Genomic DNA, 21,787 nt, shown 5'->3' with positions numbered 1-21,787 from the left:
GATCTTACTCATTATTCTCCGGAACAGTTATTGTTTCGGTCTCTTCAAAAGCCTCATTATTATTTGCCCTAGGGTCAAAAGGTACTTGAGTAGGGACAAAAGTCGGCGGTAATAATCTACTAGTAAAAAACTTATCTTCATAATACTTAATTTTACGAGATTTTATAGGCGGAAAGGATTCTATTAAAACAATTTGCTCATCTCTCGGTAACTGTATTACTTCTTGAGGTAAAAGTAAAGCTCTTTGAACCTGAGAAACGTTTTGGGTTCTAGTAGAAATATTAAGATCAAAAAATAAAGGTTTACTAAATGATCTTTGTTCTACCGTCTTATTACCAACAAGCTGCGATATTAAATTTGCCGTTTCATAGTTATTAGCGGCAAAAGTAATACGATATGTTGCATTAGATAAGAAAGAATTCATCCCTGCATCCTCATATGTTCCTTTTAACTGCTGTGTATCTTGAATAATTAAAAATAAACGAACTCTATAACCTCTAAAATAAGCTATACCGGCTTTAAAAGTATCCATCTTCCCGAGCGTTGGGAACTCGTCAAGTAAGAACATTACTCCATACGGCTCTTCCTTTAAATCTGGCATCTTGCGGCTTAAAAATTCTGTCGCCTGCTGATAAAACACCTGCATTAATTTTTGTAAACGCTGTATATTATCGGGTGTTAACCCTACATATACAGTTGTTTTTACTTTTTTAAATTCTTGTATATTGAAATCAGAAGATGCTGTAGCTGAATCAATTAGTGGATTTGCCCATAATTCAAGCGATGAGTTCATTGTAGATATTACGCCGGAACGCTCTTTATCGGCTTTTTGCAAAAATGCAGCAATATTCATATATGCAACAGGATGTATTACACCACCAAGCGTATCAAGTATGACCGCTAGATTATAAACTACGTCGTCACTCCTCATAGTACGCACTATTTCACCGAAAGATTTAGTTTTAGTAGGATCAGCTATTAAATATAGAGTTACGCCTAAAAATAAGCTTCGTGCCTCATTATTCCAAAAATCCTTTTCTGGCATTATAAGATTTGAAATTTTTTGAACGTCATCAACCATTTGCCCAGGCTTAGTACTAACCCAATCAATCGGATTATAACAATGAGTAACACCATCAGGATTAGAAGGCTCCCATACAAAAACTTTCTGCCCTTGCTTCTCACGCCAACCACTTGTCAACCCATGATTTTCGAGCTTTATGTCATGCACTACTACCGAATCACTCCAAAATAACAAGTTAGGTATCACAAATCCTACACCTTTACCTGAACCGGTAGGAGCAAATAATAAAGCATGCTGGAACCCGTCTGCAACAAAATATCCACCGGTATCAACACCGATCAGCATACCTTTCTTAGATCTAAGACCTGCGGCCTCTATATCTGACGGATTAGCCCAGCTTGCATCTCCATATACTTTTTCATCTTGTTTGAAAAATTGTAATGATTTTATTCTTTCAAAATTTTTAATGTAAAATATTATAACAATAATAGCCGGACTGAGAAGAGAGGCAAGTAACTTCAATTTTAAATAACTATAGTCAGCAATTTTTAACTGCCCCCAAACGTTAATAAGCCAGTAAGCCCACTTATAAGCAATATTTATAGCATTTATATTTATACCTAAAGCTCCAACCTCACTAGTAAAAATTGCAACAAATGCACCGCTTATCCACATGGTACAAAAAATAACAACCGGATGAATTATAGCATGACCGAATATATTTCTAGTCACTTTAAGTATCTTATGCCATTCCATGAATTGATATTCCTAGTTTATGCTTATATATTAGTTTTTGCGTGGAGTAATTTTTATGTCATTGCAAGCGACCGTAAGGAGCTTGGCAATCTCATGAAATAATAACAAACTCCTTAGATTGCTTCATCAATTACTCCGTAACTTCCTCGCAATGACGTTTTTAAACTATTCCCTCAGTGTTCTTGTTCTTCTTATAATACACTTCCGAAACATATCTTTTCCCGCCGCTACCGCGTTTTAACTGCACAACGACATCTACAACGGTTAAAATATACTTCTTTACTTCTTCAGGCGGCATACCAAGATCTGCTTGCATAACCATAAGTTTTAACTGCTCAATAGCCATAGCGGGACTATCAGCATGCAGTGTTGATATTGAACCGGGATGACCTGTATTAATAGCACGCAAAAAACTAAAAGCTTCCTTACCTCGAAGCTCACCTACTATAATCCTATCTGGTCTTAAACGCAAACAGGCCTCTATTAAATCTTGAGTAGTAACATTTGCACGCCCCTGTCCTCCTTTGGAAGCCAGTAAATGCACTCTGTTAGGATGGCTTGATAGCACAACCTCACGAGCATCTTCTACAGTAATTAATCTTTCTATTGTAGGTATTTCAGTGAGTGCCGCATTAGTAAAAGTAGTTTTACCAGTTGAAGTACCGCCGCTAATTATAATATTTTTCTTTGAAACAACTGCATATCTAATAAACTCTTTAATCTTTTTTTCAGCTAAGAAATTATTTAAAATTACTGCATCTTCATCTATTAAACTTTCTGTTGCAGTATCATCAAATGCCCCCATTTTAGCATATTCATCTAAAGTTAGATTCATACCGCTAGGCTTTCTTATAGCATAAATGATTTGTCCTATCTCACAAGCAGGAGGAAATACTATTTGAATACGGTAGCCATTCGGCAAAGTTGCCGAAAGAAGTGGTTTTTCTTCTGAAATCATCTGGTCGGTAGATTGAGCGACTAAACGCCCTAATGCAAGTAGATGTTCGCTATCCAGTTCCGGTATTTGCTTAGAATATATATCGCTTTTTTTTTCAACCCATACTTCTCCGGGCTTATTAACCATAATTTCGTTAATACCGTCTTCAGCAAATAAATTTTTAAAAGGAAGTAAAAACGTCTCTAAGGCTGCAAATTCTTCATTCATTTCATTACCTTTGATTTTAATAAAACGGCTTTTGGGAATTTATAATCCTTATTAACGTATATTCTAACCGGCGTACCTTGATTAACCGTTGTCGTCGGCTTAAACTGCTGCTGAGTTATCATATTTTGTACAACATTCGTCACATCCGTAAAAGCCTGAGTAGAAGCTTGTTGTGCTTGCGTCGGCGTTGATGCTATAGAGGTAGTAGTAAGCAAACTTGAAGCTGCCGTATTAACTGCCTGTACTAAGGTTTGAAGTCTCTGCTCAGCAGTATTCGCTGAAGAAGCAGTTTGTGCGGTTGTACATGCTTGAGTCATAGTAGTATAAGCAGTCGAAGTTTTATCGGTAATAGCAGCAAGTATATTAGTACAAATTGTAACTATCTTAGTATTTGCATCCATAGCGGTATTAGATGCAATAGTTTGAGCAGTATTTAACAATTGTGTTGCCGTGGCACTATTGGTAGCTGCTGCCTGAGAATCTATAGGAGGCGGCACTAACTTATCAAGGACTTTAGCAAGCCCTATATTAAAGCCGGATTGTAATACGGCATTTGCAAATTGTTCTTTATATTTATTATCAACTCTTCCTTGTAATCCTGGTCTGCCTAAATTATCAACTGCAGGTGAATCGAATTCTATAGTATAACCGCTAGTTAAATCGATTCTATCCCATATTATAGAAACTCTACCGTAACTATCTGACGAAGTTGAGGTTGCATATTTACCGAATATTTTTGACCCTTTCGGTATCAATATAACTTTATCTTTCTCAGAAAACACGTCTCTACTAATAATGGCTCTTATTTCACCGCCAAGATCACTATTTATTGCCGTCTCAAGGACTGCATCAATTAATTTACCGCGTCCGAGAACCAAAGACATATCACCGCGATCTTTAAAAGACGCTTCTGCCATAATCTGTTCTGGTGTTTTTTTAGGCTCTACACCACCAATTAACACTATAGCTGATTTTCTTTTTGCTTCACGACGTTGCTTCTCTGTATCGCTCTCAACTAACGTTCCTGAAGTCGAAGGGAACGAAACCGGCGATAATGGAAGTGTTTTGTCTTTATTCTCTTCCACAGGAGTAGTAGGAGGTAAGACCGGTGGCACTTTTACTACCGGAGGGGGAGGCGGTGGAGGAGCGGGGGGCGTCTCAAGCTTAGGTGGATCAGGTAACTTTGGGATCTCCGGAATATTATCATCAATCTCCGTAACAGGTTTTACAATATTACTCGGTATCTGAATCTCCGGTATTTCTTCTTTTTCAGTACCGAAAAAAAGAGTATAAAAAATATATATAAAAATACCACAAATTACGATTACTATCGCAATACTCTTATTAAAGCTAACCGAAACTTTTGATAATTCTCTTTGTACTTCAGGAGAATCTGCTCCTGATAAAGAACCAGTATTATGATTGTTATTTTGCTCTTCAGCCATATCTAAATTATATTAGTTAAAGTGTTTTTATTGTCATTGTTGTGTGGATCGGTTTTTCCGTCATTGCGAGGGAATCGCAGAGCAATTGTACGTCCGCAATCTCAGGAGTTTGTATTATTTCATGAGATTGCCACGCAGCCTACGGCTGCTCGCAATGACGTATCTACACAGAAATGACATCGATTAAAATCTTGCCATGTAATTACTATTTTTCTTAGGGTAGTAAAATTTAATTACATATACTAAATCCCTTTCGTTACCCATCATAAGTTCCGTAGAAGCGATATCAAACTCATATATTCTTTTATTAGTTATAATAGTCATATTTGTACGAATATCTTTTTCAAGAGGCTTAATAAATAATCTATTTGCCAAAGGAGTTATTTTCCAAGCATAAGCATCCCCAAGAATTATATTTTGGATTTCTTCGTTTTTAGCAAATTCTATATGCGATTGAAAGCCAAAATGCAAAACTAATAAATAAACTTCATTTGGATTATATATATAAGTTTTTATCCTATTATCTTTAGTTATAGATAAATCATCTACATAATTATTACTACTATTACATGGATTATCTACAAGTGGACATTCTCGTTGTACTGTAAAACCGCTTAATAATATAAAAACTAAAAAATAAAATCTAACTATTGTCATCGTCTACCCTATATCCGTTAACTTGAAACCCTACCGGATTTATATCAAGTTCTGAATCTGTTAATTTCATAGGCACATAAGCATAACTTACTACCGCTATTTTATTATAAACTAATTGGCTGCCTGATGTTTCATTTACGGAAAATCTAACTATATATTTATCTTCTGCGATTTTTGACCATGATTTTATTACTAAAAATGTAGTATTCTCTTCTTTATATTTTAAAGTAGGATCAAAATCTTTATTTCTTATGTAGCCAAGATAATTGTAATAAACACTGCTTGTTGAAAATAATCTTATTGTCGTACGAGCTGTCGTCGCAAAATCAACCGGATTATATGTTTCCCGTGCCGTTATGTATTTCTTTATAAGATACCTTGCAAGAGCCTCATCCGCCGTTAACACTGGTGATGAAATAGGTTCTACCACTGAGGCACGTCCGGTATTACTATTAAGCTGAATAACAAAAGGATCAAACTGTTTAGATTTTACTACAAATGCTATTACTAAAGTTGATATAACCATAAAAATGGTTAGTAGTATTATTAATATGATAAGTAAGTTACGTTGAACAAGTAACTTATCAAATCGCTCTTCATACCAATTCTGAGTAATTTTTAAAGGATTCGCCAATTTAATACTTTCTTGCGTTTGTGCATCTCCTGAACCGCTTTGCGAGTTATTACTCGATTTAAAGAAGCCAAATATATTATTCATATCAAAGGTATTTTTATATTACATTGTTATTGTGTAAAATATTACTTTTATACTAAATTTACTGAATTAACAGGTCTTCTTATACAAGGATTTACGCTTACACTTGAACCATCATCTATATCAGCAGAAACGCACGGGCTTTTAATTTCATAAGGAGTTGAAGGGGTACACGACAACAATTGAGCAAGCATAATTAACACTAACAGAAGCTTTAATGATTTTAACATTTGATTATACATTATTAAATTATCTTGTTACTATTTTAAAATTACCTTACTATACAATAGTTCACAAGCATTTTTTAAAAAAATCTACTTATAAATATAAAAAAATATTAAAAAGATTGTAAACTATTATTATACTCTGAAGTAAATGAAGAGTAGTTATACGAAATTCAGATTAGGAGCAGAGCGTATACTTAATACGTGACTACCTGCGGACTTATAAAGATATTGTCGCCAATTTTTCAAGTGGAACATAATAACTACCATCAATAATTGTGATTGTATAATTTTAATTTATAATTTATTTTAATTTTAAAGTTAAACAATATTTGGTATTGTTAGCAACTTAGCAACAAATATAAACTTATTTTATAGCTTAAATAACATTCATAATCATATTATAATGATAATGATAGAGTTAAAACAGAATAAAATTAGATATTAATCTAGTAATTATGGACCCATTAACCAACGCAATACAAGAATATATAAAATCCGGCGAATATTTTATTGATGCAAGAAAATGGTATAATTTTAAGTATATCTTACTGTTAAGTCATAGAAGTCTTCTGCTTTTAATATGCACGATTTTTACCTTATTATTAACCTTAATTTGTATAAATATCTATATATTACTACCTATAAACAAAAAAGTAAGTTACTTAATAAAAGATGATGCCGAAAAACAAGCTACTATTACTAATACTAAACATTCAACATTAGCAAGTCCTTATATCTCTATTGCAAATATTATGCTTCAGAATTATGTAAACCAACGAGAAGAATACAATTACAATACATTAAAAGAACAATTTACCTTTATCAAAAATACTTCTACGAGTATTGTTTATATGCAATTTGCTCATTTTATGAATATTGATAACCCATTATCACCGGTCATGAGATATCAAAAACTATATAGACGCTCAATTAATATATTATCAATTAACAATATCAACGATAACGAGGCAGTTGTTACTTTTGAATCATTGGCAAAAAATAGTACGGGTACAATTTTAGAAAATATGGTATGGGAAGCAAGAATCGGATTTATCATGGATTCTATCGGTACAAATACATCATCTGATATGCCATTCAATTTTACCGTTACTAGTTACAAGCTAAAGTTATTAAGGAATAAAAATCAGAAATAATATGAAGCAACTAATAATATTTTGTACTGTTATAATACTTACATTAGATGTATTTGCTCTTACTATATCACGACCTCTAGGTCGAGACCCACGTCTAAGAGTTATGACTTATAATCCTGATGATGTTTTCAAATTCACAGGATATTACGGCTACCAAGCAAGTATAGAACTAGCAAGAGACGAGGAAATAGTAAGTATTTCTATGGGAGATACTACTTCATGGCAAATAGTACCTGCCGGTCATAGGATTTTTATTAAACCGATGGAACCGGATGCTACTACTAATATGACTTTAATTACTAATAAACGGACTTACTTCTTTGAACTATATGCTGCTGAAACTCTTGATATGCGTGATCCTGAAATGGTCTTTAACGTAAAGTTTCTTTATCCGGATGACGAAAATGACAATATGAGCGGTCATATAAAAACTTTTTCTGCTGCCCTAGCAAGTCCCGACCTGACTCATCCTGAAAAATATAACTTTAATTACTATATTAGCGGCAGCGAAGAAATAGCTCCTATTAAAATTTTTGATGACGGTGAGTTTACTTATATGCAATTTAGAGATAAAAATGCTGAAATTCCTGGTATTTTTGCTGTAGATGATTCACTTCGAGAATCTTTAGTAAATTATCGCCTTGCTCAAGATAATCCTAATATGGTGATCCTTGAACAGGTTTTTCCTAAGCTTGCTATACGTAAGGGCAAAAAAGTCACATGCGTATTTAATCAGTCTTTCAAAGCGTATTAATGTCTACCAACGTCATTGTGGCAATGACGTTGAAACTGATTCACGTAACAATGTTTTTCTTACAATAACGGTATAATTATGCATCATTTAATATATTTCTTTGCCTTGATCTTACTAACTAGCGGCTTATTTATAATGCTTACAAGTCGTAATTATATTCATAAAATTATCGGGCTTGGAATCTTTCAAAGTTCGGTGTTAGTATTTTATTTAAGTATCGGAAAAATTAAAACAGGCGGTGTACCTATTTTACAAGAGGGCATCACTACTTACACTAACCCTTTGCCTCATGTATTAATGCTAACTGCTATAGTAGTTGGGTTTGCTACTCTTAGCGTAGCTTTAAGTTTAATATATCAAATTTATAAACATTTTGGTACAATATCAGAAAATGAAATTAATTTTGATAAATGATTCTAGCTAACCACGTCCCTATCATACAAATATTATTCCCTTTATTTGGGGCTTTACTCTCAATAATATCTTTTCGCTTTATTACCTTTGCACGAATAATTACTACGATTTGCATTTTACCTAGCCTTTTGGTCAGTGTTTATGGATATAGTATTATACAAAATACGGAGCTATCTTACACCATGGGAGGATGGGCTTCAACAATAGGAATAGAATATCGGCTAAATGCACTAAACCAAGCTATTATTATTTATCTTAACTTGGTTTTATTATTCTTTGTAGTTTTTTGTCATAAGATTACTAATCAAACTATCTTAAAATATATAAACAATAATAGAAAATCTTTATTTTACGGTATATTATTATTCGCTCATACGGGCTATTTAGGGATGATTGCTACTCACGATTTTTTTAATCTATATATATTTATAGAGATTTCAGCACTTAGTAGCTATGTCCTGATAGCCTCAGGTAATAATCCAAAATCTTTAATCGGAGCTTTTGATTATTTGATCATAGGTAATATCGGTGCAACTCTTATTCTGATATCTATAGGATTTTTGCTAAACATTACGGGTAGTTTGAATATGGCAGAAATTGCAGCGTCTTTACAAGAACATACTAATTCCCGTATAACCACTGTAGCTATCGGTTTTTTCTTAATAGGTGCTATTTTAAAAACAGCTTTTTTCCCTATGCATTTTTGGATGATGAGAGCTTATAATAACACGGCTTCAGTTATTTTAGTATATTTAGCAGGGACTTCCACTATAATAGGAATATATATAATATATAAATTTACTTATATTATTATAGGCTATGAGACAATTAAAACGGTTATTACAAATTTTATAAAACCTATCGTTTTAGCTACTCTTATTATAGCCCCGTATTTTGCTTACCAAGCAAAAGATTTCAAGAATATTATAATTTATTCATGTTTTACTCAAATAGGTTACGTATTTTTATTATACGTAACCGAAAACGGTATAATAGTTTTACCAAGTTTATTACTTGCGGATAGTATAAATAAAATAGTTCTTTTCTTGATAGATGCTTATAATGAAAGCTATAAAAGAGAGCCTAACAAAGTTTTAATAATAATTGCTATTATTTGCAGCTGTGGCTTACCTATCAGTCCATTATTTTTTATCAAAGTAAATATTCTTGAATTATTATTAACACAAAATCTACTATTAGATTTTATTATAATTTTACTTAGCTCTGTAGGATCGTTATTTTACCATTATAAAATGGTACTATTGTTATTCCCGCGAAAGCGGGAATCCAGTAATTAAAAAATATAAACACAGTAAGTTTTTAAAACTAAAAGCACGATTTATCTCGCTTTTTCTGGATTCTCACTTTTAGCTAGGCATGACATAGAAAGCCATACAGTAATGCTCTAACCATACTATCAAAAAAAGTATAACAGCTTATCATGATTACACAATTTACTACTCCGAGTCTTTTGATTCTATCAACTTTGTTAGTTAGTGCATTAAACTTAACTAGCCCGTATGCTACTCAAAAAGATAGCTTTATACGTAATTTTTTACTTATTACTATCGCTATTTTTTTCTTCGGTAATATTTTAATTATAGACTGGTTGTTTTTAAAAGGTATTAGAGCAGGATTTGAATTTAATATATTCGGTAATTACTCTATAGGATTCCATCTTGAACCTTTAGGGCTTATTTTCTTAAGCTTAATAGGCTTTTTATGGATTTGTGCTTTACTTTACACTCCTAAATATCTTGCTATTAATAATATAGACTATTCTTCTAGATTCTTATTTTTCTTTAACTTAACTATTCTAATCGGTGTTTTAATTGCTTTATCTAGCAACTTATTCACGATGTTTATTTGCTATGAGCTTTTAACTATTTCTACAGCTTTTTTAATAGGACATACTAAAAATAATATAGTACTTAGCGGGTTATATAAATATCTAAAAATTCTGATGATTTCTGCCACAATATTATTTTTACCAGCAGTGATAATTATTTATACTAAAGCCGGTAACGGAGATTTTGCAAGTGGGAGTTTAGTAGAAAATTATTTTTCCAAAAACCAGTCAATTATTTTATTGTTAATGTTTATTTGCGGTATTGCTAAAACTGCAATTTTTCCGGTGCATTCATGGCTTCCTGCTGCAATGGTTGCACATTACCCCGTTAGTAGTTTGCTGCATGCCGTAATAGTGGTTAAAACCGGATTATTTTGTATTTACAAAATCCTATTATATATATTCGGTTTATCGTATTTACAAATGATATTTGCCGAGTTTAACTGGTTAATTTTTATACCGATAGTAAGCATATTTTATAGCTCAATCAAAGCCCTAGACACAGATAATATCAAAAAAATACTCGCCTACTCCACTATGAACCAATTAAGCCTTGCATTGCTTAGTGCTTTCATGTTAACACCTAAGGCACTTGGAGCCGCAATACTCCATTTAGTTTCACATTCTTTTACAAAAATTTGCTTATTTTATAGTATGGGAAGTATTTACAGTTTAAAGAAAGCTGATCAAGTACAGAATTTACATGGTATATCCAAAGAATTTCCTTTAATTTCTTTTATTATATCTATCTCTTCACTATCATTAATTGGTATACCTATCTTTAGCGGATTTATTAGCAAATTCTCAATATTACTTGCTGCAAGCGAACAGAATCAAATCATTGTTATGATTGTCATAATAGCTAGTAGTATATTCTCAAGCCTTTACCTGCTCAAAATATTAAGCTCTATTTATAAACCTTCTTTAGTAGAATCTAGCGTAACACAACCACTCCCCTACTCTATGCAAATTAGTATAATAATGTGCTGCTGTGCCGTAACTCTTTTCTATTTTATTCAAATCTTAATCAGAGAATTTTTAGCTTACATTACATAAACATATTTACATAATCTACACATAATCATATAACATGTATACCGCAGATACTTCAAAAGTTGGAAGTCAAATAAGCAGTGCGCCTGCACAGCATAATAGTACGTGAGCACAGGCAAATCCTAAAATTTGACGTACCAAATCTTGAAGTATCAAATGTATAAATATGGCACAAATTATTAGAGCAACAGAATTTGTACGATCTTTTTCAAATATTATGAATAGAGTTTACTATAAAGGCGAAAGCTTTGACGTTCAAAAAGGTAATCATATCGTAGCAAGGATTACGCCTGCAGAAATCAAGCCTTCTGTAGCAGTAAGAGACTTAGAGGAAGCTTTTAAAAATGGTCCACATCTTGATCCTGAAGATGCTGATCAATTCATGAAAAATCTGAAGAAATAAGACACAATACTAAAAAAGATATTTAAAAATTGGTTAGAAAGATGGGATTAATTATTGATACTGCTATAATCATAGCTTTAGAAAGATGGAAGGTAAGTACTAAGCAATGGTCACATTACGGTCAGGCTTATATTAGCCCTATTGTGTTAACTGAACTATTAATAGGAGTAGATAGAATCAAGAATGAGAATAAACGTATAAAATGTTTAGCTTTTATAGAATACGTAAAAAGTCTGTTTATTATATTACCTTTCGGTATTGAAGAAGTATATACATATGCACGTATTACTTATGCTTTATACACACAACGTATAACTATAGGAACTCATGATATGCTTATTGCAGCAATGGCTATTACAAAAGGTTTCCCGATATTAACTCTAAATGTAAAAGACTTTAAAAGAATCCTGGGACTAGAGGTTTTAACAGTTTCTTTTAACGATTAAAATGTTTATTCAAAATACCAAGTATACATTTCCGCTTACTAATTTTGAGCTTATGTTTGATTTTCACCCACAAAATCAGCTAATAGCTCTAGCATTTCTAATTGTTACTGCTATCTTAAATCTTTATACAATTTCCCAAAATAGAAAATTAGAATGCTTAATAGGTAGTTTATACTGTTTATCCTCTATTATATGCGTATTTGCAGCTGATTTTATTGCCATGATAATCTCGCTTGAATTCATGACGATTTTTGCCTGCATAATTATTTTTTGTGACCAATTAAAGATAAAACCGGCACGTCAATATTTCCTCACTCATTTATTCAGCAGCGGGCTAATCTTAATTGGTATAACTCTTCTAATCCAAACAACAAGTAATACGACTTTTACTTCTTTAACGGAATCAGTAAATAATTTTGAGTTACCAGCAATATTCATACTTGCAGGTTGTTTAATTAATGCCTCGGCTATTTTTGTAAACGGCTGGGTGGTTCATTGCTATCCTATAGCTTCAAGTAGCGGTATTGTATATTTAATTAGTTTTACTACTAAAGTTATTTTAATTATCATGTTAAAATTATTTAGCGGTCTTGAGATATTAAAGTTTTTTGGGATATCAATGATCATTTACGGATTAGTATTTTCTCTAATTGAAAAAAAACTTAAACGATTAATATGTTATCTTACCGTATCACAGCTTGGTTTTATATTAACGGCTATTAGCGTAAACTCTCCAAATATAGCTTATCTTATTACAAGCTTTATATTCATACATATATTATATAACGGGTTATTTGCTTTATATTTCGCTTATATAGAAGATGAGTATGATATTAAAAATTATCAAGATCTTCAAAATACTCAAATTAATTTTATTTTATTAAGTGGATTTGTTATTAGTATATTGATCTATACATCTATATTGCCTATTAGTTCTTCTTATATTAAAGATGAAATAGCTAATATTTTAAACGAGAATAGTGTAATGCTATTTTCCAAGATAGCGACTTGTACCGTATTATTTGGGTTGTTGATGGAGAGTTTTACGTCATTCCTACGAAAGCGGGAATCCAGTAAAAATAAAAGCCTTATAATATTTCTGGATTCCTGCTTTCGTAGGAATGACATAAGAACTATAACCTACCTCTCTTTCTGCATCATAACTTTATGCATATGTTTATTCTACCCTATTCAAATATCACATACTGCTAACTTTAAGCTAGTTATCCTTGCAATCTCACTGTTATTGGCTGTAATATTTAGAAGAATACCACGCATTTCAACAGAAAACATAAACCTTGACCTATACCAATATATTGAAAAATTTATATATTTTAGTATCGATAAATATAAAGAAACGGCAGACAATAAAGAAGATGCAGCAGAATATCTTAATTTTAAGGTTATTTGGGATAATATTTTAAGTAAAATATCTGCTTGGCATAATCAGCAAACTGCTATATTGATTGTATTATTCCTATTAATTATTTTGATTTTAACACTACAATAATTCGATGTCATTGTTGTATAGATACCAAAATCGTCATTGTGAGAAGAAACTGTAAGTTTCGACGCAGCAATCCAGTAAACAATTCTGATTACAGAATTTTTTTATTATTTTACTAGATTGCCGCGTCGCCTACGGCTCCTCGCAATGACGACTTTAGGCATAACAACACAAAAAAATAAAAAACATGAAACCACCAATAACAGACAAACAAAATTACAGCTTTGAAGTTCATGAAGCAACAATAAACGATGATTATCACTGGCTGCGTGATCCTAAGTGGCCGAATGTAGAAGACTCTAAAATTTTAGATTATTTAAAAGCTGAAAATCAATACACCGAAAATTTCTTTGCCGATCTGCAAAATGATAAGGAAAAAATTTTTAAAGAATTAAAAGGACGGGTTAAATTAGACGATGAATCGGTTTATGTTAAGAACAAAAATTATTACTATTACCATAGAGTAGAGGAGAATAAAAATTATCCGATATATTGCAGAAAGCATAATAATATGGATTCAGCGGAAGAAGTAATATTAGATGTCAACCTTCTCGCACCAAATAGCGGTTTTACTGATGTTGCTACAGTTGCAATGTCACCTGATCACAATTTAATGGCTTACAGTGTTAATTTGACAGGTAATGAACAATACAATATCAAAATATACAACCTTAAAGAACAAAAATACTTACCTGATGAATTAGGCAATGTACAGCTAAATCTCGATCGCTTCAGACAAGATGCATTTCAGGAAGAGCCTGTGGAATGTACAAATGTGCTTGAGCATAGGCGAATACCGCAAAATTCGCTTGTATCAAGCGATCGAGATTTAGCTGTAGCTCCTACTATAATTTGGCATGAACACTTAAACGGCTTTTTCTATATTACTATTAATGAGAATCAACGCTGGGATAAGGTAATGTTTCACCTTCTAGGTGAAGAGGTCACTCAGGATAAATTAATATTCGAGGTAAAAAACCCTCTTCATTTTATCAGCTGCGAGAAATCAGCAAATCATGAATATATTTTTATAAATTCAGGCGATCATAATGAAAATGAAATTTACGTAATTTCTATGCAGGATGATAGTTTTACACCTAAATTAGTACGAGCTGCAGAAAACAAAATATTCTATGAAATAGAATATAATGGTGATTATTTTTATATTAAAACTAATTATAAAGCTAAAAATTTCCATATTATAAAACTGCCGGTAAATAATTTTGAAAATACTAATTGGGATGACATTTATATTAAGGAAGAACAAGACAAATATTTAAAAAGCTTTAATGTTACAAATAATTATTTAATCTTAAACTATCGTGACCAAGGTTTACCGCTAATTAAAATAAAGCGATTTAAAGATTTACAAGAAAACACAATTCATTTTCCTGACGAAAGTTTCCAAGCAAGTAGTTTTTCTACAAACTTTGAGGAAGACGATATCAGAATAGATTACTCTTCTCTAGCAAGACCCAATACCACTTATAGCTATGATTTTAATAGCGATAAATTAACGATATTAAAGAGCCACGAAATACCTTCAGGCTTTAATCCGGAGGAGTATAAAGTAGAGAGAATATTTGCAGATAGTGAAGATGTAAAAGTACCTATAACCTTGTTTTATAAAAAATCTTTATTTAAAAAAGACGGTTCAAATCCTTTATATCTAATGGGTTACGGTGCTTATGGCATCGCTATGCCCGTCAATTTTAGAAATGCAGCAGTGACACTTGCCGATCGCGGTTTTATTTACGCAGTTGCCCATATTAGAGGTGGCGATGATCTAGGTCATGATTGGTATGAAGCTGCTAAGTTTTTAACAAAAAAAAGAACATTTGAAGACTTCATAGCCTGTAGTAGAGCTTTAATTAACGAGCAATATACAAGTAACAACAATATAGTAATAATGGGCGGTAGTGCCGGCGGTATGTTAATCGGTTACGTACTCAACGAAAAACCGGAAATCTATAAAGCAGCAATCGCGCATGTACCGTTTGTTGATGTGTTGAGTACCATGCTTGACGAAAGCTTACCGTTAACTCTCTTGGAATATAATGAGTGGGGTAATCCGAAAGAGAAAGAATATTTTGAATATATTAAATCATATTCTCCTTATGATAACGTAAAAGCACAAAACTACCCTGCTCTATTCGTGACTTGCGGTATATCCGACCCACGTGTAGGTTACTGGGAACCTGCTAAATGGGTAGCAAAATTACGAGAACTAAAAATGGACAATAATCCCTTATTATTAAAAACAAATATGGATACGGGACATAAAGGTTCTGCCGGTCGTTTTGATTATCTGAAAGAGATAGCTAACGAATTAGTATTTATTTTTAAGGTGTTTGATGTTGGGGTTTAGTTAGCAGATTTGTTGCTGGAATCCTGTTATGTCATTCCTGCTTTCGCAGGAATGACATACAACACCTCTACTATTGAATACAAAAACAATGCATAAAAATTATCTAGAACAATTACAAAAATTACCGATTACTTTAATTTTACTAATTAGCTTAATTTGCTGTATTGGTTTCATTGTACTTTATTCTGCAGCAAATAGCAATTTGCAACCATGGGCTTACAAACAAATTATAAATTTTTGTATATTCTTGCCTTTAGCTATTATTATTGCATTAACTGATTTACGCATAATATTTAGGTTATCGTATATCTTTTATTTGTGCGTACTCGCTTTACTAGTAGCCGTGGAGCTTTTCGGCTCAACTGCCATGGGCGGTAAAAGATGGATTGATATCGGTATAGTTAAGCTTCAACCTTCCGAACCGATAAAAATTGCCGTTGTACTAATGCTTGCTAGATATTTCCATTCACTAACAATTGATGATCTTACAAAATTTCATAAAGTTATTATACCGATTATAGGAGTTTTAATACCGGCTTTGCTAATAATTAGAGAACCAGATTTAGGTACGGGAATGATTGTTTTAATTGTTTCGGCAATTATATTTTTTGCGGCAGGTTTTAGAATAAAATATTTTATAATACTAGGTCTTGCTGTGCTTATTAGCCTACCTATTGCTTGGAATATGATGTATGATTATCAAAAAAAACGGGTAATGGTTTTTTTAGATCCCGAACATGATCCGCTCGGTGCTAGTTATAATATTATTCAGTCTAAAATCGCTATAGGTTCAGGTAGCCTATTTGGACGCGGTTTAAATCAAGGTAGCCAAAGCCATTTGGATTTTCTGCCCGAACATCAAACTGACTTTATCTTTGCTACCTTCGCTGAAGAGTTCGGCTTTATAGGAGGAATATTTTTACTAATATTATATTTTATACTTATAACTATTTCTTTATTAATTGCCGCAAATTGCCGAGAGATTTTTAGTAAATTAATGGTAATAGGTATTACTTCAATCTTATTTAGTCACGTATTTATTAATATAGCTATGGTTATGGGCTTGCTTCCCGTAGTAGGCGTACCGCTACCGTTTATTTCTTACGGCGGAACAATGATCACATCCATGCTAATCGGCTTTGGACTTGTGATGAATGCTCAGGTACATGGACATACCGCTTTAAACTAGTGCAATTATATTTACAAAATGGATAACATAAATTAATAATAAGTTGCATTATATTTCTGTATTTATCGTATAAAGCGAAATTTCTTGTTGACTTTTATATAAAACGGTATAGATTTCTCTACAATTTAATTTTTTATAAAGAATTTATGCTCGACTATGAGAAAGCCCAAACAAGTTTAAATAGAGAACAAAAACAAGCATGAGGTATTTTGTCTATTGGAACTTTTCTTGAATATTTTAATTTATATGTACATATGGTAGTGCTTCTCAACGAGCTTTGCCTCAAGCTGATCCTCAGACTGCTCTAATCTATGAAGCAGCTGCATTATGTTCAACATATGTATTTAGACTGATAGGAGCATTAATCTTTGGTTGGCTTAGTGATAAATATAGGAAGAAAATCAACTATAATGATAACTACTTTACTTTGCTTATGGCTATAGTGGGAAACCTTCAACTTATGATACAATAGGAATTGTAGCTACATGGGTTATGATAGCATGCCATATAGCACAAAGCATATCCTCGATGGGAAGAGTAATAGGAGCAGATGTATATTTAACTGAATTTATTAAACCACCTGTACAATATCCAACTGTAGCAACTTTAGATAGTTTTTGTATATTAGGTGGTTTTGGAGCATTATGCTTAGCTTCTTTAGTTACTTCATTTGGTTTTAGTTGGCTTATAGCTTGTTTAATCGGTGCTGGAATCACTATAGCAGGAATCATCGGAAGAACTTCACTTAGAGAGACACCGGAGTTTATGGATGCTAAACGATATTTAAGAAAAACTTTATAACAAGCTAATATTGATCCTAAGAAGATAAAAGTAATATTAAAACTATTATAGCGTTTTTTTATTAGATTGTACAGGTCCTGTAGCATTTTATGTATCATATATTTATTGTGCTAATATATTAAAAAATACTTTTAATTATAGCCCTGCAGAAATTATTTATCAGAATTTATTTGTAGCACAGTTTAATTAATTGTTGTTTTATTTCATGTGCCTCTACATACATAGCAATTTTTACAAAACTAATTAAACTTTCCTCATTTTTTCAGGTGATTTAACACCTAAAGTTTGTAAATTATGCATTCTGTCAAAGAACTTTATTAATACTGTATAATGTCTTTTTTTGTCTAACTAGCAAATTCAGACTTTCCTCACTACTGATTTTTCCGTAAGGTTTTATTCTAGTTAAACCTTCTACGTGCTTTGCTACTTCCGGTCCAAAAATTGTAGTTATTACTTCTTCAGTCGTTCTGTATCTTCAATAGTATCATGCAGTAAAGCAACTTGCAGCATAATAGCATTATAAAGCTTGGGAGCTTCTTGGGCGACAAACTCTGCGAGCATAATCGCTACTTCAACCGGGTGAGAATAATAAGGATCGCCTGATTGACGTATTTGTAAGCCGCGATACTTGCGAGCGTAAGATTTTTTCAGTCTAAAATAAGCGAACCAATGATACCATTCATCTACTGTTATTTGCTCTACTTCTGCAACTGTCTTATAAAAACTTCAGTAAGAGTAAACTGGGTCCTGCTATTCTGATTATGATTTCATGTATCATCATACATATACCCATTAACCATAGCTGTTAATGATCATTAGGAGAATATTTATGCCCCAATTACTTGACCTTATAACCCCTGGTAATATCTTATATGAAGAATTTATAAAGCCTTTGAAATAAAGTCAAAACCAGCTAGCTTGTGATATTGATGTACCACCTAGCCGTATTCACGCTATAGTGGCATGACAAACGAACTCTTACGACTGATATGGCACTGAGATTAGATAAATATTTTCACACTTCAGCCTAGTATCGTATTCGCACTATGGAAGTAGCAAGAAAAGCTAGTTGATTATTTCCTAGCAACGGCAAAAGATTTAGGATGTCTTATGGCAATATCGATATCCTGCATCTTATACTGTCGCTTGTACCAAATGCATAAGGGTTAACTAACACGCCTCATTGCCTGACATAAAATATTAAATAATACTTTTTATCATGGAGTAATACATTATAAAAAAGGCAACAAATACTACCCTCATATTTACAAGCCTATTGTTACTAAAGAATTATAGAACAAATAGAAAAAGTTTTTGCATCAATGTATATTGAACCTGATTTATTGAGCAAAATAATTAAAAGTGTTAAAGAATCGGCAAAATATGAAAAAGATTATTATAACACAAGAATAACAGAATTAAATAAAGAACTTATCAGTATAAAAAACAGCCTTGATAAGCTTAGAAGTAAACTTTTAGAAGGTATATTTACAAATGCAGAATACGAAGAAGATAAATATAAACTAACAACACGTCGTGATAAAGTAATGTTAGAGATAGCAGAGCATAATAATAAAGCTGATGATTGTTTTACGGAAAAATGACAAATGTACTAAATGCAATTGCTAACGCCATTAATATTTTGTTTTGTCGAATGCTGAGGGAAAAAGACGCCTAATAAAAACTGTGTTTTCGACAATTAAATTAACAGGCAAAAAGCTTGATTTTATGCTGCATTCGCTGTTTGATTCATGCGTAAATTTGTCAAAAATCAAGGCATGGCTCCTCGGGCCGGATTCGAACCAGCGACCGAACGGTTAACAGCCGTTTGCTCTACCACTAAGCTACCGAGGAACATTAGAAGCATCTAGAAGATTCAGATACTTCCTTATAACAAATCTTTATTATAACGTCTAGCGTTTTCTTTATATAAAATAAAAAAGTTTTATTCATTACCTATTTTTAAAGCTGCAATAAACGCAGATTGCGGAATTTCGATATTACCGTACTGTCTCATTCTCTTTTTACCTGCTTTTTGTTTCTCAAGTAATTTACGTTTACGACTTATATCACCACCGTAACATTTAGATAAAACATCTTTACGTAGGGCTTTAATAGTCTCACGAGCGATAATACGACTACCTATACTTGCTTGAATTGCTATATCAATCTGCTGTCTCGGTATTAAATCCTTTAACCTTACGCATAATGCCCTTCCCCTTTGCTCGGCACGTGAGCGGTGTACGATTGTGGATAGTGCATCAACCGCCTCTGCGTTAACCAAAATCCCCAGCTTAACAAGTTCGGCAGGTTCATAAACATCCATTTGCCATTCAAAACTTGCATAACCTTTAGAACAGCTTTTTAAACGATCGTAGAAATCGTAAACTATCTCATTTAGCGGTAATTTATAAATTATTTTAGCCCTATTTGCTATATAGCTATGATCAAGCTGCACCCCTCTCTTTTCTGTACAAAGCGATAGTACCGCACCTAAAAACTCATCAGGTACCATTATAGTTGCCTTAATCCAAGGCTCTTCCATTGATTCGATTTTTTGTAAATCAGGCAAATCTGCCGGGTTATGTATCTCTAAGTTCTCACCGTCCCGCATATGAATTTTATACACCACGCTTGGAGCGGTAGTGATTAAATCTAAATCGAATTCCCTACTTAAACGTTCTTGGATTATCTCTAAATGTAACAACCCTAAAAAGCCGCATCTAAAACCTACTCCGAGTGCCGAAGAGCTTTCCACTTCATACTCAAAACTAGCATCATTAAGGCGTAATTTAGCTAGTGAATCCTTTAGATGCTCAAATTCCGAGCTATCCGTTGGATAAAGACCACAAAACACTACGGGTAAGTTTGGTTTAAAACCCGGTAGAGCTTGCTCACAAGGCTTTTTTTCATCAATGATAGTATCCCCAACTTTACAATCCGCTACTTGCTTTATAGCCGCAGTAAAGAAGCCGATTTCGCCTGCATTCAGAACATCTGAAACATGTTTTTTCGGAGTAAAATAGCCAACATTCTCAACGGTATAAACCGAGTTAGTAGCTATCATTTTAATACGCATATTCTTACGTAAGTAGCCATCAATAACACGTACTAAAATAACCACGCCAAGATATGGGTCATACCAACTATCAACAAGCAAAGCTTTCAAAATATCAGAACTACTTTCTTTTGGCGGAGGTAATTTATTGACTATAGCCTCTAAAACTAAATCAATTCCTATACCGCTTTTAGCAGAGATTAGCACAGCCTCACTTGCATCGATTCCGATTATATCTTCTATTTGCTGCTTAACCTGTTCAGGTTCTGATGCCGGTAGGTCAAGTTTGTTAAGCACCAGTACAATCTCATGATCATTCTCGATTGCTTGGTAAACATTGGCAAGCGTTTGTGCTTCTACTCCTTGTGTACTATCAACTACCAATAACGAGCCTTCACAAGCAGCAAGTGACCTACTAACTTCATAAGCAAAATCGACATGCCCAGGAGTGTCCATTAGATTCAAATAGTAGGTGTTACCGTCTTTAGCTTTATATACAAGCCGCACGGTTTGTGCCTTAATAGTTATACCTCTCTCTTGTTCAATATCCATCGAATCTAACACTTGCTGGCTCATTTCCCTAGCCTGCAAGCCGCCGCAATGTTCAATTAACCTATCGGCTAATGTAGATTTACCGTGATCAATATGGGCGATTATTGAGAAGTTCCTTATATATTTTTGATGATTCATAATTATTGTGATATAATTTGCATTTGTTTATTGTCTGAGATCCTGCGATCAAGTCGCGGGATAACACTAAACCATGGTAATATATAACAAAATCGAAATTTATAACAGGGAA

At 32.9% G+C, this 21,787-nt stretch carries 18 protein-coding genes, 1 tRNA gene and 3 pseudogenes; 13 read left to right on the top strand and 9 right to left on the bottom strand.

The genetic code is table 11. The annotated features are described in order from the left end of the window. Positions 1 to 4: 4 nt before the first annotated feature. From QUD19_RS04205 to QUD19_RS04180, 6 genes are all read right to left on the bottom strand, one after another. The gene (locus tag QUD19_RS04205; protein WP_498807508.1) at positions 5 to 1,780 is read right to left on the bottom strand and encodes a type IV secretory system conjugative DNA transfer family protein; all 1,776 of its coding nucleotides are present in this window, start codon (positions 1,778 to 1,780) and stop codon (positions 5 to 7) included. 160 nt (positions 1,781 to 1,940) lie between these two features. After that, entirely contained in the window at positions 1,941 to 2,945 is a 1,005-nt protein-coding gene (virB11, locus tag QUD19_RS04200) for a P-type DNA transfer ATPase VirB11 (protein ID WP_498807506.1), read from the bottom strand. Further along, complete coding sequence (locus QUD19_RS04195) at positions 2,942 to 4,390, bottom strand: TraB/TrbI/VirB10 family type IV secretion system protein (RefSeq protein WP_498807504.1); 1,449 nt, start codon at positions 4,388 to 4,390, stop codon at positions 2,942 to 2,944. The genes virB11 and QUD19_RS04195 overlap by 4 nt, the downstream gene beginning before the upstream one ends. Before the next feature lie 183 nt (positions 4,391 to 4,573). Further along, positions 4,574 to 5,047, bottom strand: a complete 474-nt coding sequence (locus QUD19_RS04190; RefSeq protein ID WP_498807502.1) for a TrbG/VirB9 family P-type conjugative transfer protein — start codon at positions 5,045 to 5,047, stop codon at positions 4,574 to 4,576. Then, positions 5,034 to 5,765, bottom strand: a complete 732-nt coding sequence (locus tag QUD19_RS04185; protein WP_498807500.1) for a VirB8 family type IV secretion system protein — start codon at positions 5,763 to 5,765, stop codon at positions 5,034 to 5,036. The genes QUD19_RS04190 and QUD19_RS04185 overlap by 14 nt, the downstream gene beginning before the upstream one ends. 47 nt (positions 5,766 to 5,812) lie before the next feature. Next, on the bottom strand, positions 5,813 to 5,992 hold the full coding sequence (locus QUD19_RS04180; RefSeq protein WP_498808675.1) for a DUF2706 domain-containing protein: 180 nt from the start codon (positions 5,990 to 5,992) through the stop codon (positions 5,813 to 5,815). A gap of 452 nt (positions 5,993 to 6,444) precedes the next feature. Between QUD19_RS04180 and QUD19_RS04175 the strand changes: the two genes are divergently transcribed. The 12 genes and pseudogenes from QUD19_RS04175 to QUD19_RS04120 all read left to right on the top strand — a co-directional run bounded on the left by QUD19_RS04175 (position 6,445) and on the right by QUD19_RS04120 (position 17,927). Then, positions 6,445 to 7,143, top strand: a complete 699-nt coding sequence (locus QUD19_RS04175; protein ID WP_498807498.1) for a VirB8 family type IV secretion system protein — start codon at positions 6,445 to 6,447, stop codon at positions 7,141 to 7,143. Position 7,144: 1 nt separating this feature from the next. Beyond that, positions 7,145 to 7,897 carry a P-type conjugative transfer protein VirB9 gene (virB9, locus tag QUD19_RS04170; RefSeq protein ID WP_498807496.1) on the top strand — a complete coding sequence of 251 codons (753 nt, stop codon included), beginning with the start codon at positions 7,145 to 7,147 and terminating at the stop codon, positions 7,895 to 7,897. Between the two features lie 78 nt (positions 7,898 to 7,975). Beyond that, a complete protein-coding gene (locus tag QUD19_RS04165) occupies positions 7,976 to 8,311 on the top strand; it encodes a Na+/H+ antiporter subunit C (RefSeq protein WP_498807494.1) in 336 nt (111 codons plus the stop codon). Then, positions 8,308 to 9,609 carry a proton-conducting transporter transmembrane domain-containing protein gene (locus QUD19_RS04160; RefSeq protein WP_498807493.1) on the top strand — a complete coding sequence of 434 codons (1,302 nt, stop codon included), beginning with the start codon at positions 8,308 to 8,310 and terminating at the stop codon, positions 9,607 to 9,609. The genes QUD19_RS04165 and QUD19_RS04160 overlap by 4 nt, the downstream gene beginning before the upstream one ends. Before the next feature lie 143 nt (positions 9,610 to 9,752). Beyond that, positions 9,753 to 11,216 carry a proton-conducting transporter transmembrane domain-containing protein gene (locus tag QUD19_RS04155; protein WP_498807491.1) on the top strand — a complete coding sequence of 488 codons (1,464 nt, stop codon included), beginning with the start codon at positions 9,753 to 9,755 and terminating at the stop codon, positions 11,214 to 11,216. Positions 11,217 to 11,247: 31 nt separating this feature from the next. After that, a pseudogene (locus QUD19_RS04150) lies at positions 11,248 to 11,374 on the top strand (palindromic element RPE5 domain-containing protein); the annotation flags it as partial. Positions 11,375 to 11,379: 5 nt separating this feature from the next. Further along, positions 11,380 to 11,667 (top strand): annotated as a pseudogene (vapB, locus tag QUD19_RS04145) (type II toxin-antitoxin system antitoxin VapB). Continuing rightward, entirely contained in the window at positions 11,658 to 12,062 is a 405-nt protein-coding gene (vapC, locus tag QUD19_RS04140) for a ribonuclease VapC (RefSeq protein ID WP_498807489.1), read from the top strand. The pseudogene vapB and the gene vapC overlap by 10 nt, the downstream one beginning before the upstream one ends. A 1-nt stretch (position 12,063) precedes the next feature. Further along, positions 12,064 to 13,572, top strand: coding sequence for a proton-conducting transporter transmembrane domain-containing protein (locus tag QUD19_RS04135; protein WP_498807487.1), 1,509 nt, complete (start codon positions 12,064 to 12,066; stop codon positions 13,570 to 13,572). A 184-nt stretch (positions 13,573 to 13,756) separates the two neighbouring features. Continuing rightward, positions 13,757 to 15,937 carry a prolyl oligopeptidase family serine peptidase gene (locus QUD19_RS04130; RefSeq protein WP_498807485.1) on the top strand — a complete coding sequence of 727 codons (2,181 nt, stop codon included), beginning with the start codon at positions 13,757 to 13,759 and terminating at the stop codon, positions 15,935 to 15,937. Positions 15,938 to 16,025: 88 nt separating this feature from the next. Then, positions 16,026 to 17,126, top strand: a complete 1,101-nt coding sequence (rodA, locus tag QUD19_RS04125; RefSeq protein WP_498807483.1) for a rod shape-determining protein RodA — start codon at positions 16,026 to 16,028, stop codon at positions 17,124 to 17,126. Between the two features lie 528 nt (positions 17,127 to 17,654). Beyond that, complete coding sequence (locus tag QUD19_RS04120) at positions 17,655 to 17,927, top strand: MFS transporter (protein ID WP_498807481.1); 273 nt, start codon at positions 17,655 to 17,657, stop codon at positions 17,925 to 17,927. Between the two features lie 243 nt (positions 17,928 to 18,170). Here QUD19_RS04120 and QUD19_RS04115 read toward each other — a convergent pair. Further along, a pseudogene (locus tag QUD19_RS04115) lies at positions 18,171 to 18,566 on the bottom strand (HD domain-containing protein); the annotation flags it as partial. Between the two features lie 683 nt (positions 18,567 to 19,249). Between QUD19_RS04115 and QUD19_RS04110 the strand changes: the two are divergent. Then, a complete protein-coding gene (locus QUD19_RS04110; RefSeq protein ID WP_498807479.1) occupies positions 19,250 to 19,531 on the top strand; it encodes a hypothetical protein in 282 nt (93 codons plus the stop codon). 175 nt (positions 19,532 to 19,706) lie between these two features. Here QUD19_RS04110 and QUD19_RS04105 read toward each other — a convergent pair. Continuing rightward, positions 19,707 to 19,781 (bottom strand) — tRNA-Asn (locus QUD19_RS04105). A gap of 91 nt (positions 19,782 to 19,872) precedes the next feature. Further along, positions 19,873 to 21,675: a translation elongation factor 4 gene (lepA, locus tag QUD19_RS04100; RefSeq protein ID WP_498807478.1), complete on the bottom strand. Its 1,803-nt coding sequence runs from the start codon at positions 21,673 to 21,675 to the stop codon at positions 19,873 to 19,875. Positions 21,676 to 21,787 lie beyond the last annotated feature (112 nt).

The organism is Candidatus Rickettsia kotlanii (assembly GCA_030295365.1).
Taxonomy (GTDB): Bacteria; Pseudomonadota; Alphaproteobacteria; order Rickettsiales; family Rickettsiaceae; genus Rickettsia; species Rickettsia kotlanii.
This window is presented reverse-complemented; position numbering and strand designations above follow the sequence as displayed.

Coding starts and splice junctions, on each gene's coding strand:
- virB9 (WP_498807496.1), top strand. CDS start 7,145: ATGAAGCAACTAATAATATTTTGTACTGTTATAATACTTACATTAGAT.
- QUD19_RS04110 (WP_498807479.1), top strand. CDS start 19,250: ATGTATATTGAACCTGATTTATTGAGCAAAATAATTAAAAGTGTTAAA.
- lepA (WP_498807478.1), bottom strand. CDS start 21,675: ATGAATCATCAAAAATATATAAGGAACTTCTCAATAATCGCCCATATT.
- QUD19_RS04180 (WP_498808675.1), bottom strand. CDS start 5,992: ATGTTAAAATCATTAAAGCTTCTGTTAGTGTTAATTATGCTTGCTCAA.
- rodA (WP_498807483.1), top strand. CDS start 16,026: ATGCATAAAAATTATCTAGAACAATTACAAAAATTACCGATTACTTTA.
- QUD19_RS04155 (WP_498807491.1), top strand. CDS start 9,753: ATGATTACACAATTTACTACTCCGAGTCTTTTGATTCTATCAACTTTG.
- QUD19_RS04130 (WP_498807485.1), top strand. CDS start 13,757: ATGAAACCACCAATAACAGACAAACAAAATTACAGCTTTGAAGTTCAT.
- QUD19_RS04185 (WP_498807500.1), bottom strand. CDS start 5,765: ATGAATAATATATTTGGCTTCTTTAAATCGAGTAATAACTCGCAAAGC.
- QUD19_RS04120 (WP_498807481.1), top strand. CDS start 17,655: ATGGGAAGAGTAATAGGAGCAGATGTATATTTAACTGAATTTATTAAA.
- QUD19_RS04165 (WP_498807494.1), top strand. CDS start 7,976: ATGCATCATTTAATATATTTCTTTGCCTTGATCTTACTAACTAGCGGC.
- QUD19_RS04205 (WP_498807508.1), bottom strand. CDS start 1,780: ATGGAATGGCATAAGATACTTAAAGTGACTAGAAATATATTCGGTCAT.
- QUD19_RS04190 (WP_498807502.1), bottom strand. CDS start 5,047: ATGACAATAGTTAGATTTTATTTTTTAGTTTTTATATTATTAAGCGGT.
- QUD19_RS04160 (WP_498807493.1), top strand. CDS start 8,308: ATGATTCTAGCTAACCACGTCCCTATCATACAAATATTATTCCCTTTA.
- virB11 (WP_498807506.1), bottom strand. CDS start 2,945: ATGAATGAAGAATTTGCAGCCTTAGAGACGTTTTTACTTCCTTTTAAA.
- QUD19_RS04195 (WP_498807504.1), bottom strand. CDS start 4,390: ATGGCTGAAGAGCAAAATAACAATCATAATACTGGTTCTTTATCAGGA.
- QUD19_RS04175 (WP_498807498.1), top strand. CDS start 6,445: ATGGACCCATTAACCAACGCAATACAAGAATATATAAAATCCGGCGAA.
- QUD19_RS04135 (WP_498807487.1), top strand. CDS start 12,064: ATGTTTATTCAAAATACCAAGTATACATTTCCGCTTACTAATTTTGAG.
- vapC (WP_498807489.1), top strand. CDS start 11,658: ATGGGATTAATTATTGATACTGCTATAATCATAGCTTTAGAAAGATGG.